At 44.0% G+C, this 16831-nt stretch carries 13 protein-coding genes and 1 tRNA gene; 8 read left to right on the forward strand and 6 right to left on the reverse strand.

The genetic code is table 11. The features are described from left to right. Positions 1 to 14 precede the first annotated feature (14 nt). The 3 genes from ACYVGR_RS01945 to ACYVGR_RS01955 all read right to left on the reverse strand — a co-directional run bounded on the left by ACYVGR_RS01945 (position 15) and on the right by ACYVGR_RS01955 (position 2142). A complete protein-coding gene (locus tag ACYVGR_RS01945; protein ID WP_460953510.1) occupies positions 15 to 857 on the reverse strand; it encodes a DUF4011 domain-containing protein in 843 nt (280 codons plus the stop codon). Between the two features lie 353 nt (positions 858 to 1210). Next, positions 1211 to 1774 carry an ImmA/IrrE family metallo-endopeptidase gene (locus tag ACYVGR_RS01950; RefSeq protein ID WP_460953512.1) on the reverse strand — a complete coding sequence of 188 codons (564 nt, stop codon included), beginning with the start codon at positions 1772 to 1774 and terminating at the stop codon, positions 1211 to 1213. 2 nt (positions 1775 to 1776) lie between these two features. Continuing rightward, positions 1777 to 2142, reverse strand: coding sequence for a helix-turn-helix domain-containing protein (locus tag ACYVGR_RS01955; RefSeq protein ID WP_460953514.1), 366 nt, complete (start codon positions 2140 to 2142; stop codon positions 1777 to 1779). A gap of 168 nt (positions 2143 to 2310) precedes the next feature. Between ACYVGR_RS01955 and ACYVGR_RS01960 the strand changes: the two genes are divergently transcribed. The 5 genes from ACYVGR_RS01960 to ACYVGR_RS01980 all read left to right on the forward strand — a co-directional run bounded on the left by ACYVGR_RS01960 (position 2311) and on the right by ACYVGR_RS01980 (position 11338). Then, a complete protein-coding gene (locus ACYVGR_RS01960; protein ID WP_460953516.1) occupies positions 2311 to 3402 on the forward strand; it encodes a restriction endonuclease-related protein in 1092 nt (363 codons plus the stop codon). Continuing rightward, positions 3399 to 7028, forward strand: a complete 3630-nt coding sequence (locus ACYVGR_RS01965; RefSeq protein WP_460953517.1) for a pPIWI_RE_Z domain-containing protein — start codon at positions 3399 to 3401, stop codon at positions 7026 to 7028. Before ACYVGR_RS01960 ends, ACYVGR_RS01965 begins: the two co-directional genes overlap by 4 nt. A gap of 14 nt (positions 7029 to 7042) precedes the next feature. Then, a complete protein-coding gene (locus ACYVGR_RS01970; RefSeq protein WP_460953519.1) occupies positions 7043 to 9934 on the forward strand; it encodes an RNaseH domain-containing protein in 2892 nt (963 codons plus the stop codon). A gap of 78 nt (positions 9935 to 10012) precedes the next feature. Continuing rightward, positions 10013 to 10546: a hypothetical protein gene (locus ACYVGR_RS01975; RefSeq protein WP_460953520.1), complete on the forward strand. Its 534-nt coding sequence runs from the start codon at positions 10013 to 10015 to the stop codon at positions 10544 to 10546. A 60-nt stretch (positions 10547 to 10606) separates the two neighbouring features. Then, entirely contained in the window at positions 10607 to 11338 is a 732-nt protein-coding gene (locus tag ACYVGR_RS01980) for a hypothetical protein (protein WP_460953521.1), read from the forward strand. A gap of 117 nt (positions 11339 to 11455) precedes the next feature. Here the strand turns inward: ACYVGR_RS01980 and ACYVGR_RS01985 are convergent. Further along, a tRNA-Leu gene (locus ACYVGR_RS01985) sits at positions 11456 to 11539 on the reverse strand. 156 nt (positions 11540 to 11695) lie between these two features. Continuing rightward, positions 11696 to 12934 carry an ABC transporter permease gene (locus ACYVGR_RS01990; protein WP_460953523.1) on the reverse strand — a complete coding sequence of 413 codons (1239 nt, stop codon included), beginning with the start codon at positions 12932 to 12934 and terminating at the stop codon, positions 11696 to 11698. Between the two features lie 157 nt (positions 12935 to 13091). Here ACYVGR_RS01990 and ACYVGR_RS01995 point away from each other — a divergent pair, with 157 nt between their 5' ends. The 3 genes from ACYVGR_RS01995 to ACYVGR_RS02005 all read left to right on the forward strand — a co-directional run bounded on the left by ACYVGR_RS01995 (position 13092) and on the right by ACYVGR_RS02005 (position 15666). Continuing rightward, positions 13092 to 14354, forward strand: coding sequence for an asparagine synthetase B (locus ACYVGR_RS01995; protein WP_460953524.1), 1263 nt, complete (start codon positions 13092 to 13094; stop codon positions 14352 to 14354). A gap of 2 nt (positions 14355 to 14356) precedes the next feature. After that, a complete protein-coding gene (locus tag ACYVGR_RS02000; RefSeq protein ID WP_460953526.1) occupies positions 14357 to 14815 on the forward strand; it encodes a hypothetical protein in 459 nt (152 codons plus the stop codon). 71 nt (positions 14816 to 14886) lie between these two features. Next, entirely contained in the window at positions 14887 to 15666 is a 780-nt protein-coding gene (locus tag ACYVGR_RS02005) for a prohibitin family protein (protein ID WP_460953527.1), read from the forward strand. 86 nt (positions 15667 to 15752) lie between these two features. On the opposite strand, the gene ACYVGR_RS02010 is transcribed toward ACYVGR_RS02005, so the two are convergent. Further along, on the reverse strand, positions 15753 to 16805 hold the full coding sequence (locus ACYVGR_RS02010) for a DNA/RNA non-specific endonuclease (protein WP_460953528.1): 1053 nt from the start codon (positions 16803 to 16805) through the stop codon (positions 15753 to 15755). Positions 16806 to 16831 lie beyond the last annotated feature (26 nt).

The raw sequence follows: 16831 nt of genomic DNA on the forward strand, positions 1-16831 counted from the left end.
TGAACAGGAGTACTTTACAAATCTGACAAATTCAGTGTGCCGCTAAATCGGACCACCTCATACATCAAAAATTTGGCGAATGAGAAGAAACCAACACACATGCTATCTTGGTCCACAGACCAACCTGGCATCGTACTGATAGTTTGCTCTACTTTGTTAAAGTATGCACCTATTTCAAAGCTTTCGCTATCAGCACTATTAATGATCGGTAAGGTGATGCCAAATTCGATTTGAAGTTTTTCTGCCAATGAGAGATTATCTTGAAAATCTTCTTCCCTCCATTTGATAGCAAAACGATCGCTAATAGACTGTCGTACTAGATCTATAGGAATCAATAATAGAGGTGCAACACGTTCAGTATTATTATTTGAACGATCTATCCATTTTAAAAAACCGATAGCTAAATAAAGAATATTGACTCCTTGTTCTTCAGTAATAGTACGGGCCTCATTATGAAGGTCAAATAAACGGCGTTGTAAAACCTCAGGAGTAAGCCTAGTCTGTAGGCGAGAATCTGTATGACGTTTGGCCTTACCTGTCAATGGATCTACATCATCCTCTGGCAGTGGTAATTCAACTAGCGGCTCAATATCATTATATATACTCTCTTTATGGCTTGCTACTGGCTTAAAAAGCTCCATTTGCCCTTTACCTGGCAGAAAGGTAAAAGATTTCTTTTCGGAAATAAGCCGTCGATAGACCTCTTCTGATTTTTCATCAAAGATTTGAATAAGCCGAGCACTTTTAGATCCGATAGGGATAGCTATTAATCGATTACGAGTTGATAAATCTAACAACTCTCGTCTGCTGTCATCTAACTGTTTTTGGATTGAATCAGTAATAAAATCTAGGTTCATGTGGACAATAGAGTGAAGGATGCAAGTAAATGAGTTGATTCTCGAATCTATATAGGGCCGATTGAAAGTATAGGGGTAAATTAACAAATAATGTTCCGATATTTATAAACAGCCCTCCTTTATATTGTCAACTGAAAGTAGCAGGTGGAGGTAATATGAATTGAGAAGGAAAATATGATTTTTCCGCCGTTGAGTATTGTGGGCTACTTAGTTTTTTGTTGGTTAGCAAAGATATAATCTTGATTTTTCCAATACTCATCGACTCAGTTTATCAAGGCCATATATTAGTGTTCCTATAGCAAGACGTTTTTCATCGACCGATGATAATGTTCAATAAATAGGTAGGTATTTAACTAGTTTGTACCTAAACGAACATTATTAATTTGGCAGCGCCAAGTGACTATTTTTTGACTGACTCCAAAATGGTTCATCACCTGTTCAACAGTAAATTGTTTTATTGCAGCCCACTCAACAGCGCGTTTAGGTAACAGTAAACACCCCCCTAAGTATGTAGCTTCTGCTTCGTGAATAGGAGAGAAAAGAAACTTACCAGTTACATTATCCAAACTACCTAGTGGGTGATGTAACAATACGTGTGCTAGTTCGTGCATCAAGTCAGATTGTTGTCTGGCAAGTGAATTTGTTGGCTTATACATGACGACAACCGGGTTCTGTTGAATAATAGCTGCAGACCAATCAGGTCGGGCCAACGCATTCGCTACCATCTCTGGCTCAACTCCAGGTAATTTATCAATTGGGTAAATGTGAACTTGCAGCTTTTGAGCCAGTACCTGCGCCGTTAAAGGAGTGAATGCATATAGACCTAATTCGTGACGTTGCAGGGTGGCAATCTCTTCACATCGCTGCCGAAATGCTAATGAAAGTTGTGGTGATTTACTATCTTGGTCGGAAGTCACGTCTACGAAGTGAGAGGGAGCTTGGGTAAGTTGTTATACGTAGCTTTAATAATAGCAGCTAGTGCGTTTGCAGTAGCTGGATCAAGCGTTTTGTCAGATCGTAGCAAAATGTCAATCTGTTCAGCCGTTCCTTCCGGTTCATTCGCAACAAGTGAACCTTCGTCAATAAGTAGCTCTGCGGGCGGAATCTGCAGCCAATCACATACTCGTAAAAAGACCGTCATATCTGGCGTTTTACCGTTTTCTAATCTGGAAAGCGTTGATGGGCTAACTTCACCAATTTCCTCCGCTAACTCCCGAAGTCCACGGCCTGCCCGCTTTGTACGCACGAGCACAGCTAACCGTTCTGTGTCTAATTGGTAAGCCATAATTCTGTTTTAATTGTTTCACACAAAAATAAATTGTAAAATTCTTGACACAAAGAAAAACTATCGCATACTTTGTGAAACAATTTAATAATATAAGAAACAAAAAGATATGCTATGAATGGTCTGCGAGAGTTCAATCAGTTAATAATTGGTTTGAGTCAGCAAACTATGCAAGCAGAAATTTACCGAAGTGGAGTTTTCTCGACTGCTTTGCTACGTGCCTGTAACGCATTAGTCTGTCAACTGCTGGTAGATGCTCCTAAAACACAGATGGGCTGGATACGGCATTTCGCAATGCCTGTGGCTGCTTGGTGGCCACCTGGGTGGCAAATACCAGATACCTACGATAGCTCATTTGCGTTGCTTGATGGCCCATTGCTCAGCGAAGAAGCCAGTGTCTACCTGAATGAGCTAATGAAACAGATAGAACAGGCAGATATTAACGATGGCGTACTCGTTGCTTTGGCTATTGAGAACCTGCATTTTAAACGACTGATTGATCAGCTCAGGGTACGTAGTGAGAATGCTAACCAAGATCAGGTAGCTCAATTTCAGGGTGAATATGTACAATTACGCAAATTCCTAATTGAACATCCATTTACAACGAGTGAAGCCATCTCACGAACGTTTATGAACAACCAGGTCGTATTACCGAAGGTAGTTGGTGGTTTCTACGACGACTGTCCAATTGGTCAGGTTAATTTAGTTTGTAAAAGATGTGGTCCGTTACGGCATAAGGATAATGAATGGCGTGGATTGCGTCCTAGTGTTTGCGAGCAGCACGACACCGAAACAATTATAGCTCAGCGCGACGCCCGTCAGCTTAAGTTATCTCTTCAGTGGCGGGTTTGTCTACCTGGACTGCCTGAAATTCGGCTATTTAACGATTTACTACAGTTGAAGGATCAATACCCTAAGCGACTACTGCACCTCGAACTATGGCCAAGTCTGGATGCTTATGACATCCAACTTCGATTCAGTGATGGTAATGTATGGGCTGTTGACGTAAAGGACTATCGCCATCCTCATCAGATGGCGAAGAAAGTCGAACGATTTAAGATTGCTAACGCGCTGCCTCATCAGATGAGTTTTTACGTGGTACCAACTCACCGAATAGAGCGAAATCGGAATTATCTGAGCCTGGTTCGAGATGATGCTCCAGTTTACACCAATATAGATGTTGTCGATGAGCACGCTTTCATGGACCGTGTGCGTGCAAAGCTACGTCAACGCGCCCAGTCAAAATCCAATAAAACATGAGCCGGAACTACGCATTATTCTCCACACCTGCTGCGTTTGAGCGAATCGCTAAGCGCTTAGTTGAGCGTTCACGTAATGACCTTGATAATAAACTATCAACTCAAGACGCCCGTAATATATTGCTGATTGAAATAGGATTTCGATTGTTCGAATTACTCGGTATTGAAGATGAAAATGTCACGACACCTTGGGTTATCCTAAGTGGCATGCCTCTTTATGAACCTCGACTGGCTAAACTCGATTCTGTCCAACGACGAGCCATTGCTAACGCTCGACAACTTATCCCCTATTCAGCCCGCTTTGCCTGGCAAAATGCACTAAGGCATTATAGCCGAGTTGCAGGTACATATAGGAACTATGAGCTTGCTGAGCCTGAGTGGAAAAAACAGCCGATTATTGACGCAAAAAAACCTGAAAGTGAATCAACTTTTGATCCCTCTCGGCAAGTGCTTTATGATGAGTGGCTAAAAATGACTTTGCCTTTCAAAACGAAGAAGCTCCCTGCTTTCGCTCGCTCTGGAGTTACTTATCAGTTTGATGCTAGAGTTCAAAGCAGTGAGAAAGACTATCTAAAGGTACCCGTCAATATCGGCTTCAAGGCCAATCAAATTGATAATATACTTAAGCCATCACCCAGTTGGTTTAATTCACGTCCAGAACCCGTTTCTTTTGTGGTGAAATGGAGCGAACTAGAAGCCGAAACACGTTGGCTAACTGAACGAGAAAACGCACTACATGAGCAATGGGGCAGTAAAATGAACGGCTGGGTAAAACGATTTGAGGGTCTGGATTTGCGTACTATTTTACCAAATGGTTCGGTCAATCCTGAAAAGTCAGCGGAGTTAACTATCACCGAGTTTATGCACTTAGCCGGTATGGTAGCCTCTGGCAAGTCAACGTTGGCCCAATTACTAGCAGTTTTCATAGCTCGCCATCGACCTCAACAACGGCTAACAATTATTGTAGGTGATGTACAAACGGCTATTCAATGGGCTAATCAGCTTAATACATGGCTTTGCGACGACCCCGAAACAGACACGCCAATCGCGGTTCCCCTTTTCGGGCGTAGTATGCGAAGTAATCATATTCGTTCATTCTACCGATCTCAAGAATACCTGCAATTTAGCCAACGCCAGCAACCCCATTGGGGCGAACGTTGGTTAAGTTCACTTTGCCCTTTGCAGGCCTATTTACCTGACAATACAGTTATTGGATCGCTTAATAATCAACTAATCATTACTGGTCAGGAGCCCTGCAATAGACTCAGTCTAAAAGAAACTAGTGAAGAAGATATTGGTGATAATGAGCCGTCGGATGAAATTCCAAAACAATGTGCCTGCCCGTTCATCGGTGTTTGTCCACAATATCAAGCCATCCGCGATATGCCTACTGCGCCAATTTGGATTACAACGCCCGGTGGATTTAACTCGCGGGTTCCAGTACAATTTGATAACCGACCAATTAGTTTAGGAGAAATAATCTATGAACAGTCGGATTTAGTTATAGTTGATGAGGCCGATGCTGTCATTAATTGGTTTGACAATCAATTTGCTGAAACGCTTTATTTAACAGGTAGTGATGATAGCTTGCTGGATAAGGTTGCGATTCCTTCAATAGGATATGTGATACGAAACCGGGTTATGCCTCCTGCTACAGCCCGTTGGATCGGTGGTCAACAAAGCGCACAACTGGCGGTTTCTGCTATGCTAACCTTACTAGATCCTTTTCAGGGACGAGACTGTCTGCGTCGTTGGGTAGCTAATCATTATTTTACGCCACTTCATTTATTTGATCGCTTAGCCACTAGGTTAGCTGGCTTGGAAGAGGTGGCTAGCCCTGACTTAACCGAGGATCAACATAAAGCGCGAACCGAGCGTATTCAGCCTATTCGTGACTTATTTAATATACTGCTTAACGACGATGAACGCTTGGAAACAGATCAACCAAAACGTGAATCAGAGCAATCAGCTTATGAATTAAGCCGAATTCTACAGGTTATTAATGGCTTAAGTGATAGTGCAACCAGTTCGGTGGTTCATCAACAATGTATTAACTGGATTAAACGCCATTTTTCTAATATTGAAGCGTTATTGAACGACCTTAAGCAACAGTTAATAGATCATCAACAGCAGCAGGTCATTACAGCGAAACGTCGGCGTAAACCTAATCGGAAACAGGAAGTACAAGTTGATACTATCGATACGCTGGCGTATCGATTACAGTTTGCACTAACAGTATTACTACTGGACCATCACAATCGAACGGTGCTCTATGAATGGGACAATCGACCACATACTATTCAAGATGATTCTCCAGCGTATCGTAGAAATACCGTATTACGGAGTCTATTACCGCTACCCTTGACGGGGCGTCAATTTGGTACCTATTATGCACGTGGCGAGGCAGAGAGCGAATTAAAAAGACGCTCAGAACCACAAACGGTAAGTTTATTTGCGTATACGAATATTGGGCGAGCATATATATTAAATTTTCACAGACTTCTTACCGACTACACAGGCCGTCAAGGGCCTAATGTACTCGCCATGTCAGGCACATCATATTTACCCGACTCCACTACATTTCATGTTGGCAATCCACAGGCGATCCTTCTGCCATCAACAGAAGCAGAAACAGCCATTAAGGCAAGCCACTTCCATTTTTGTTGGCAGGAATCATCTATTGGCGAACCTATACGAGTTTCCGGCAACCTGCAACGAGGGGGAATATCTCTATTTACGGAACTGGCCAATGCCTTGGCTGGTCATAACGGAAGTGGCTTAGTACAGCGTATCTTAAACGAATTAGAAGAGGCCGCAATGGAATGTCCCAACCACTGGCAAGACCGGCAACGGATTCTGCTCTTTGTTAATTCCTATGAGCAAGCTTATTGGGCCGCTCTAGCCCTGCAAGAGGCCATTCCAGCACAGAAAAATGCGATAAAGTTCTTAACAAACGGTGGATCACCCTACAATCAATCACCCCATGCTGTTCTCCGTACCGATATTGAACAGTTTGCGCAAACCAATGGGCGGTTACTGATAGCGCCTATGAGTGCCATCGGGCGAGGTTTCAACATACTTAATCAGTATAATAAGGCAGCCTTTGGAGCGGTGTTCTTTCTGACTCGTCCTTATCCGCACCCCCATGATACACAAAGTATCGCCCGAGAATTGAATCGTAGAGCAGACGAATGGGCTAATGACCCCACGTACGAAGCTTGGGCCTTCGATGGACTTGGGGGAAAAGCAGAAGAAATTCGTAAGCGAGCGTCTCGCTACTGGCGATTGGCTGAAAGTCGTACTTACTATCGCACTCTGCGCGACGTACCGGAGCTAACAGCCAAACCTAGGCTCGATTTAGCCGCAACAACCATCGGCTATTTAATTCAAGCTGTTGGGCGGCTTATTCGGGGTAATGTACCATTTAAAGCGTACTTTATAGATGCAGCTTGGGCGCCAGAATGGACAAAAGCGAATCAGCCAGAATCGTCAAGAACTAGTTTGCTGGCAGCTATCATTGAAACTTTAACGAATTACGTGGCGGACGATCCTATCTGTGAGAAACTGTATGGATCGTTGGCTGACCGTTTTGATTGGATTGAAAACTTTGAACGCTCTAATGATTAATAACACACCATTTTATGTCACAACCTCACATTCAATTATTGCGATACTCAATAAACCCTGCTGCCCTTGATAATTTGTCAGCCGCTTGGATACCTCTTCCTTATGCAGGTGCCATCGAACGTTTCCGGCAAGCTGTAGAATCAGATCGGAATAAAGCTGTATGGATACCCTACCGACAGCTTAATAATGCACTTTTGGCCTGTATACCAACTCTTACACATGGTTTTGAGACGTATGAAAATGGAATGCGACGAGCCTTAGTAGTAGGCACAGCACAGAACCCAATTTATCCGCCGACACCGGAGCAACTACAACACTTATTATTGCTCTGGGCCAACAGTTGGATTCAGCAATTGGCCAATAATCCGACACTACAGGCACACGCCAACGTACTTCGAGAGGCTTTGGCTAAACCACTATCAAACTTTCAGTGGACAACCATTGATGTAAAACGGTTGGTTACTGATGTAACCCATCAAAATGGCTTAGCTTTTTCGGCATTACCGAGTCTACTGGCTACCTTATTGCATGGACAAACCACAGTTATTGGAAATAATCAGACACTAACGTGGCGCAAGGTACAGGGAGACGGAGCTGACCGAACGGGTTTATATGTGGTTAGTCAGCCTTTTGAAGGTAAGTATCCCGTAGATGAAAAGGGGACGCTACGCAATGGTTATTTCGCATATAGGCTCGACTTTCGTGTTCAAACGCAGGCTGGGCGATTCAACACAATAAATAAATCGGAACCCTGGATATTTATTACGCTAAGTTGTCAGCGGTACGCTCACGAGCCAGTCAACAAATTCGCTCATAAGCGTAATGTGTCGGTGTTAACAGGTGTACGGCAAGCTCGCTTGACCGAACATCCTTCTGATAGTACTCTGATTAGGCTAGTACTGGAAAATCAGAGCGATAGCAAACCTGTCTTTTGGCGTGATCAACTCCACGATGTTTTACAAGCATTTGGTGCTCGCAAACTAGTGGACCCTATCGACTTACGAACGGACCCTGCTCGATTCGCTAATCTACACAGTCAACCTGATTGGCTCGATGATGAATACTTAATTGTTCACACGGAAGGTATTCATTATGGAGTCAATCGAAAACGTAACCATGCGCTAAAAACTGGCTTTCCATTTGCCGAACGTCGAGCTATTTTGGATAGTGTGCTCAATTTGTTGGGTGGCTTGTTGATCGCTAACAAAACTCTATCAGCTGATACGGTGCCAACTCCGTCTGGTATCAAAACACCACCTATGCTCCGAAGCTATGATTTCTTCGTAGATAGGCAAAAAAGACAGGATGTAAAGCAAAAGGCAGCAAAGCAATTAGGAACGTTAGTTAAGGATGTCCCCTCTGCTCTGTTGCCAGTTCAGGAAGCAATACGGCAAGTTTTACCTAAAAACTTTATTCGGCTAGTTATTTTCCATCAAACTCACCAATCAGGCCGTTTAATGGCTATGCAGTTAAAACTATTGCTCGGTGTTGAGCAAGACAAATCTTTTCCTGACTGGCTGGATGTCAAAACGGTTCAAATTCCTGAAAACGACTTACTCGAACCACTAGCCACACCCGAAACCACTACTAATAAAGTCAATCACTGGCGACAAGAACATGTACGTAAACGCGAAGCTTGGACTACGTTTTTAGCTAAATACTTGCCGGGTAAGAGTGCCCCCACTCTAGCTATTATAGAATTGCCAATCGTTAAGCAAAAAGGCGTTTCATCCCTACAAAGCATTAAGGGAGCTGTTCGGGAAGCCTGCGCTCGCGCAGGTATTAATTCCCAAATGTTACAACTTATGCAGGTACAAACCATTGATGAGGTGGATGTGTTGAAGGATGAGTCCGTATATCGGTTGAATACCGCATTTCTAGATTTATTAATCCGTCATACAGGCACTTTATATGGCACTCCTTCGGCTATGTATCACTGTGCTGGTTTACCAGAGTCTATTGCTAATAAAATGGATGTAATTGCCCTATATCGCCATCAGACGCAGCCAGACTATGGGGATATACACTATGCTTTAGCTATCCGATTACAGGCCACAGGTATAGTTGACGTTCTCTTACCAGGTCAGGAGGATTGGATATCCTATCTGCAAGCAGGGCCGATTCTGGGTAGATTGTTTGCTGAAGCACGGAAGGAGTCTATGTCAAATGGTAAAAGAGATAGCAAAACAAGTTCGGTGAAACTAGCTAATTTTCGACTTAAGAACTTCTTAACGAACGTTTTGAAAAGACCGTCTGAGCGGCCTACATTATTTGTAATTGATGCTGATGTCTGGCGTAATGGACGCACCGACGAGGGAAAAATATGGCCTCAACTCCAGAACGGTTTATTAGCCAAAGAGCGCGAAGTAGTGAATATCAATGAGTTTGAATATTCCCGAAATCACCCAGAACTAGCTCACATTCTAGGTATTATTAGGTTGCGGAATGGAATTGAAACACCTGATTATCTGCCAATCCGTGAATCTATTGAAGAAATACTTCCTGATCGAGATTTCGCTCATCTAAGCGGTTTTATTGATGACAACGTACCTGACCTGTTACACTATTTTTCTGTTGGTCGCCTACCTGAAACGCAAAAAAAGGTACAATGGGATAAAAATACCGTCGACTTGTTTAAGCTTCAGGAGTATATCAAAGGGATAGATCCCCGTAATAATCATTATGGAGTAGACACTGCGTTCAAACACCAACAGGCTATTGAGATGGTTCCTTTTTACGTACATCCCGATTTAAGCCATGAAGAAGGGAAAACAGCTTTATGTCGAGCCATACACTGGTCACGAATTTCGCCTGCTTGGTCAGCAGGCAATACTCTGCTTCCCTACCCAATGCACTTAGCTAAGTGTCTGCTTGAAGATCAACTTTGTATTATACGTAGTGAGTAATGGTAGGAATTATAAGCGCCAGGCAAAAAGGGCAGTTGGGAACGTCGAATAAATCCTTGATAATAAGCATATAAGCTAATGACAGATCCTGATTATAACAATCCAGACATCTTTTACTGGAGAGGCTCAAAACGGTACATATATTCAGAGTACATCCAATACTTAGTAAAGAATAAGTTGATTGTATATCCACTTGAGGGCGGCTTAGTGCTGGGGCCGTCTCATGATGAAGGAGGTATCCAGATAATAGGGATAGAGGATAGAGAGTTTGTGTGGCTTGGAGAAATGGAAGGGTTGGAATACTTGTTCAATGCAGTTTGTAGCTCAACTGTGAATGAAAAGCTCAGAGCAATTAATTCAGATCAACCAGGTCATCACTTCTTTTTTGAAGAATATAAAGCGCCTTCGGATATCACTGTGATTGATTGCCGCGCTATCCTAGTTAATGGCCAATACATAAGTAAATGGATTGGCTTCGGTGGATATTCGCAATGGATCATAAATAAAACCTCCACAAAGGCTAACCTTCGGCTTCTGCATGAGCTGAACCTTAAAACCTGGAATGGAGGCAGCTTTATTCAGAATAACAATACTGAGGTGACTAGCTTTTAGCGGAGGCTATATAACAAAATCACTTCACTCTTTTGAGTTAAACAATATCTTAACTCCAACATGGCAACTAAATCAACAGAGCATCGCCTTAAGGAACTCCGCGATGCGATAAATGCAATAGGATATTCTGTCAATTCCTTTCTTCAAAGCAGAGGTGATGATATGCACCTTTTAACAATCAAAACCCAACTGAGGGCATTGATTGCTACTGGAGGCAGAAATATGAAGCCTTTGCTGTTAGAGATGGCCGACAAAGCAAATATTGATCTAAACATATACGGACTTAAACCAATGGAGCCTAATCCTCATGGTGAAGATGTATTGATTGATGTTCCTTGGCCAAAAACGTGGGCAACCATACCAAGTGAACACTTTGAAAAGATGAGTTTTAGAGACTGGCTTCAGGAGCCGAGTTACAAAGGGCTCTACACAAATGGATATGTTAGTCGAAATAGACTTTTAAGAGAAATTGCGGACAAAAGCGGATCGCATTACGACGAAGAACTCACAGAAATAATTGAGTACATTGACGGAATGCAGAATGTAGTTTATAATCAAAGAGGAATCCCGGTAATGTTAGCAGGTATTCCATTGTTTCTGCTTAACTTAGCTTCGGCTACTTGTTGGCTTGGAGGTAGATTTTTCCTCAAGGCAAACAAAGATTTTCACAGAATAAAAGATCATGATAATCTGCATAAAAGTTCTACCCTGGTTGGGGGGCCTATAAGACGGATGGTTCTTTATGGCGAAATTATAACAAAATACACTAGCACCGATTCAGTTAAGGATTGAAAATAAATTCCGAGTGTTTGTCTGCTTAACTAAAGTAAACTTTACAATTGTTACAGTAGCCGCTAACAATAAAGGGTGCAGAGCTCTGACTTACAGATGCTTGCACCCTTTTCATTGTACCGGGAGCCGGACTCGAACCGGCATGTCCTTGCAGACAATGGTGTTTGAGACCATCGCGTCTACCGATTCCGCCATCCCGGCGACTGAATCGTCCCGCTGAAGCGAGATGCGTTTGTCAAACGTGGGTGCAAAAGTAGGAATTAATGGATAATGTACAAGGGCTAATGAATAATTTTATTTCAGTAGTGCCCAACTACATTATCCATTGTGCATTGTTAATGATCCATTCTTTTACGATTACTCATATCGAAGCGCATCAATAGGATCTAATTTGGAAGCGCGCACGGCGGGGTAAATCCCCGCAAATAATCCAACTGAGATACATACCACCAGCCCAAGACCCATCCAGGCCCAGGGAACTACAAAACTTCCTTTCCCCTGACTAACAACACTTGAGATCAGGTTGCCTACGCCCAATCCCAGAACTACCCCACCAATTCCGCCAAGAATACAGATGACAATAGCCTCAATCAGAAACTGTTCCCGGATTCGTTGTGGAGTGGCTCCCAACGATTTCCGAATCCCAATCTCACGGGTTCGCTCTGTGACCGATACCAGCATGATATTCAATAGAGCGATGGATGCACCAAGCAAGGTAATAAACCCAATGCCAAAGCCACCGATACGCAAATAACCGGTAATATTCCCGGTCTCTTTTGCCAACTCGTCGGCGCGTTCAATTTCAAACGAATCGGGCTGGCCAAGTTGGTCACGTCGAACCAATCGCATGGTGCCGCGCGCTTCGTCTACGGCCTCATCCTGATCAGCAACTGTGGGTACCGATGCCGTAATATCAAATGTTAGTTGCTGATTTCCAGCTAGTGCACGGCCATTATCGAGCGGTATCAGGATTATTCGATCGTCGCCCCCGCCCGAAAAACCACCTTTTTTAGCCAATACACCAATAATTTTATACTGGTTGCCCGCCACCCGAATTACCTGATTGATAGGGTCCAGCTTCTTTTCGAACAACGTATTCGCCACTTCGCTACCAATAATGGCCACATTGCGGGCACCAGTCAGGTCATTAGTAGTCAAATTCCGACCACTCTGAATCGTAAACCCTTTTACGGATAAGTAGTTATCATCTCCCCCCGTAAGCTGAATATTCGGATTTGTCTTTTTCGATCCGAACTTAGCCTGAGCCGCCCCCGCCACGACTGACGACACGGAAATAGTTGCCCCATACGGAAATCGGCGCTTAAACTGCACCGCGTCGAAATAGTCAATCGGAGCATCCTGACGCTGAACACGTCCACCCCGACGGAAGGCATCCTGCCGGGCTACAATGCTGAATGTATTGGCTCCCAAACCGGCAAAGCTGCTATCCACCGAACTTTGAATCCCATCAATAGCGGTCAGGATACCCACCAATGAGGTGATACCAATGGCAATAATGAGCGAGGTCAGAATGGTTCGCAGTCGATTCCCAGCAATTGAACGCAGCCCTTCGCGTATGTTTTCGAGTAGATTCATTTTAAATGAGTGAGAGAGCGAAAGAATGAAAGAGTGAAAGGCTGTCACAAATTTTTCGCTCTTTCACTCTTTCATTCTTTCGCCTTTAATCTCGCACAATATTTGCTTATCTTTCGTTATTACAAAACTACCAAGCGCATTCTTAATAGGGAAACCAATGAAACGGCTGCTGTTACCGCTTATCCTAATTCTGACCCTGGTGGGCCGGACATGGGCCTCTAAGATCCTGATTCCTATGGATGATGCCCAAAAAAATCATCTCAAAGCCTATGGTATTGCCTATTGGGTGCTTAAGGTTCATGACACCGAAATTGACTGGTTGTTAAATTACCGGGGCGGGTCGTTTATGATGCCGCAAAGCCAGGCATTTATCAACGAAATGGTGATTCGGGGCGTTAGTTACGAAGTAATTTCGGATGCTCAGTCGGCGCAGATTTTAAGCGAAGTGGCCGCTGCTGATGCCAATATGGATGCGGTCAAATTGCAAAAACCGCCGAAAGTGGCCGTTTATTCGCCTAAAACAAAGCAGCCCTGGGACGATGCCGTAACAATGGTGATGACCTATGCTGAGATTCCCTACGATGTTGTGTTCGATGAAGAAGTTATGAATGGCAAGTTGCCTGAATATGACTGGATTCACTTGCATCATGAGGATTTTACGGGACAGTATGGCAAGTTTTTCCACTTTAAAGATCAGCCCTGGTATATTGCCCAAAAGCGTGAAGCCGAGACGATTGCGAATAAATTTGGCTTCTCAAAAGTCCCTCAACTGAAGTTGGCTGTAGCGCAAAAAATCCGCGATTTCGTGTTGGGTGGTGGGTATTTGTTCGCGATGTGTAACGCTACCGATACCTACGACATCGCGCTGGCGGCTCACAATACCGACATCGTCGATACATTTTACGACGGTGATCCAGCCGACCCAAATGCAAACAGCAAACTGGATTATAGCCAGACCTTTGCTTTTCGGAATTTTCAAGTCTACACAAATCCTTACCTGATCGAATTTTCGAACATCGATAATCAGCCCGAAGAACGGGGGTTGAGTGAGCATAACGATTATTTTACGCTCTTCCAGTTTTCGGCCAAGTACGATCCTATTCCAACCATGCTTACCCAAAATCACCTGAATGTGATTAAAGGGTTCATGGGTCAGACGACGGCGTTTAAGAAAAATTACATTAAGCCCGAAGTTGTGATCATGGCCGAAAATCGTGCAGCAGGCGAGGCACGTTATATTCATTCCCCTTATGGTCGGGGGTTTTTCACCTTCTATGGCGGTCATGATCCTGAAGATTATCGGCACGAAATCGGCGAGGAGCCTACAGATTTGAATTTACATCCTAATTCAGCCGGTTACCGCCTGATTTTGAACAACATTCTCTTCCCGGCGGCTAAGAAGAAGAAACAGAAAACCTAGACATGGCACCGTTCATAGAAACGCAACGATTCCGGCAATGGTGGCTATGGCTTCTGTTAACCGGCGTAGTGATCGTTACGGCAAGTCCATTATGGGCCGCGAATAGTCAAAGTAAGCCGTCTGCCTGGATTGGCATTGGGATTGGTTTACTCGTCATGTTGCTGTTCTATGTTTGGCGATTAGATACACGTCTGGATTCCGACGGAATTCATTATCGTGTTTTCCCGATTTTCTCCTGGCGCACCATTTCATGGAACAACATACAGACCCTATCCATCACTCAATACGGTTTTGTCGGTTATGGAATCCGGTTGGGGTTCGATGGTTGGGTCTATAATATAGCCGGAAACAAAGGCTTGCGAATCGAATACAAGAACAAACGAAAAATTACCATTGGCACCCAACGCCCCAACGAACTTCAGGCATTTTTAGACGCTCGTTTAAGTTTAACAACAACTTAACTTCTTTTCAATCAGGATTTAACGAGCAAACTGGTAGTTAGCAAAACGATTCAAATCTTTTGTTTACTACTATGAAAAGGCTTATATTCTGTTTGCTATCAGCGCTGCTTATCATCAGTTGCACCACCATTCGCCAGGGCGAAGTTGGAGTGAAACGTCGGCTCGGGAAATTAGATCCAGTGGTGAAAGGATCGGGTATACACAGCTACAATCCGTTCACAACAACCATCATTCGGGTACCAACCCGCACCATTAATCTGCCACTCGCTCTGGAAAATATACCCTCGAAAGAAGGCTTGAATATCAGTGCCGAGATGGCCGTTCTGTATCGAATAATCCCGGAAAAAGCGCCACAGGTGCTCACCACGATTGGGGAGAAATACGAAAGCGTTGTTATTGTAAGTGTCTTTCGTTCGGCAGCTGCCGATGTCTGCGCCCGCTTTTTCGCCAAAGATATGTATACAGGCCAGCGGGAGGAGATCGAAAAGGAAATTGCCACCGAGATGCACACCGTGCTTGAGAAGCGGGGTATCATTGTTGAAAGCGTACTTATGAAAAGCATTCAACTACCCAAAGGGCTAGCGCAGTCTATCGAGCAAAAACTCGAAGCCGAACAACAGGCGCAGCAAATGGAATTTGTTCTACAAAAAGAGCATAAGGAGGCCGACAGAAAAGTAATTGAAGCCCAAGGGATTGCAGACTCTCAGAAAATCATTTCAGAAGGTTTGAATAAGCAGATTATCGAATACAAAACCATCGAAGCCTTCCGACAATTGGCCACTTCGCCCAACGCAAAGATCATTATAACAGACGGCAAAACACCGATGCTCATCAACCCGAATGGGCAATAGTTTTTGTTTCAAGTTCAATGTTTCAAGTTTCATGTTCCAAGAGCACTGATTCCGCTGGAACTTGAAACATTGAACTTGAAACAGTTTTAATTGTCAAACCACTCGTCCACCACCTCTTCGCGGCTTTTACTTTCGAGTTTTTGCTCCAGATCGTCGGGAATTTTGGGAAAGAAATCGAGTCCTGTTAGTTGCTCAATAAAATCCACAGGTACCACAAATTCTTTTAGCGACTTGTTAGAGCCTTCATTATTGAGCAGAAAGCCAACCATCCGAATATCAGGTTTGTTGCAGTACAGAATTACTTTATAAAACTTCTCAGGCACGCTCACTTCCGTACTTTTCCCAATAGTCGATAACCCGGGCTTGAGTACCGGTCCGGTCACTACATAAACCCCCTTATCACGACGCGCCCATGACCGTATTTGATTCTCCAGATCACCCCAAATACCTCGGTTAAACTCAGGCGCCTGCGGGGTAATGTTGCTCATAAAAAAGGTTTCCCGCATCATCCGCTGCGAAAATTTAAAATCGGCAGCTGGAGCCAGGTGCCCCCGATCGTAGCCAGAACGAGTGTAATCAGATGGCAGCGCTGTGCCATCCTCTACAGCAGGATCAGGCTTGAATTGTTCATTTTTTCGGTCAGCATCGCCCGTTGTTTCATAGGCCAGTAGTGGATACGCTACCCACTCGGCATCTTTGTACTGGTTTCGATAACTGAGCGTATAGCCCTCATGCCGAATCAGTTCGCCATTGGCTTTAGATACAGGGAGTAGAAAGTCAACCTGTTTTTCAAAGTCAAATCGCTGATTACCAGATGATGCTTCCGATGGACTGCTCGAATTATTGTCACTGGCTTCACTTTCATCCGATTGCCCTCCCCTCCGATCGTCAGTTGCCTCATCAGACTTGGGTTCGGGCGCTTTATAGGGATTTGACCCTTCTCGGTCAGAACGGGAACGCCCTAATCCAATAATCTGTCGGAAATCATTCCAGAACGCCACAACCGGTTTCGTCCGACCGCCATAGTGGAGAAAAAGCCCGATCAGAAAAAACACGAACAAGGTGATCAGCGAGTTGCCTCGCAGCCGAAAGCCCCGACGGGCGTAGTTTTTAGTTGAAAATTTAGGTTTGAAGAACATAAATCAAAGTTAGTTTTTTGTTCCAG

Source organism: Spirosoma litoris, from assembly GCF_054776755.1.

Coding starts and splice junctions, on each gene's coding strand:
- ACYVGR_RS01990 (WP_460953523.1), bottom strand. CDS start 12,934: ATGAATCTACTCGAAAACATACGCGAAGGGCTGCGTTCAATTGCTGGG.
- ACYVGR_RS02000 (WP_460953526.1), top strand. CDS start 14,357: ATGGCACCGTTCATAGAAACGCAACGATTCCGGCAATGGTGGCTATGG.
- ACYVGR_RS02005 (WP_460953527.1), top strand. CDS start 14,887: ATGAAAAGGCTTATATTCTGTTTGCTATCAGCGCTGCTTATCATCAGT.
- ACYVGR_RS02010 (WP_460953528.1), bottom strand. CDS start 16,805: ATGTTCTTCAAACCTAAATTTTCAACTAAAAACTACGCCCGTCGGGGC.
- ACYVGR_RS01980 (WP_460953521.1), top strand. CDS start 10,607: ATGGCAACTAAATCAACAGAGCATCGCCTTAAGGAACTCCGCGATGCG.
- ACYVGR_RS01945 (WP_460953510.1), bottom strand. CDS start 857: ATGAACCTAGATTTTATTACTGATTCAATCCAAAAACAGTTAGATGAC.
- ACYVGR_RS01995 (WP_460953524.1), top strand. CDS start 13,092: ATGAAACGGCTGCTGTTACCGCTTATCCTAATTCTGACCCTGGTGGGC.
- ACYVGR_RS01955 (WP_460953514.1), bottom strand. CDS start 2,142: ATGGCTTACCAATTAGACACAGAACGGTTAGCTGTGCTCGTGCGTACA.
- ACYVGR_RS01965 (WP_460953517.1), top strand. CDS start 3,399: ATGAGCCGGAACTACGCATTATTCTCCACACCTGCTGCGTTTGAGCGA.
- ACYVGR_RS01970 (WP_460953519.1), top strand. CDS start 7,043: ATGTCACAACCTCACATTCAATTATTGCGATACTCAATAAACCCTGCT.
- ACYVGR_RS01975 (WP_460953520.1), top strand. CDS start 10,013: ATGACAGATCCTGATTATAACAATCCAGACATCTTTTACTGGAGAGGC.
- ACYVGR_RS01960 (WP_460953516.1), top strand. CDS start 2,311: ATGCAAGCAGAAATTTACCGAAGTGGAGTTTTCTCGACTGCTTTGCTA.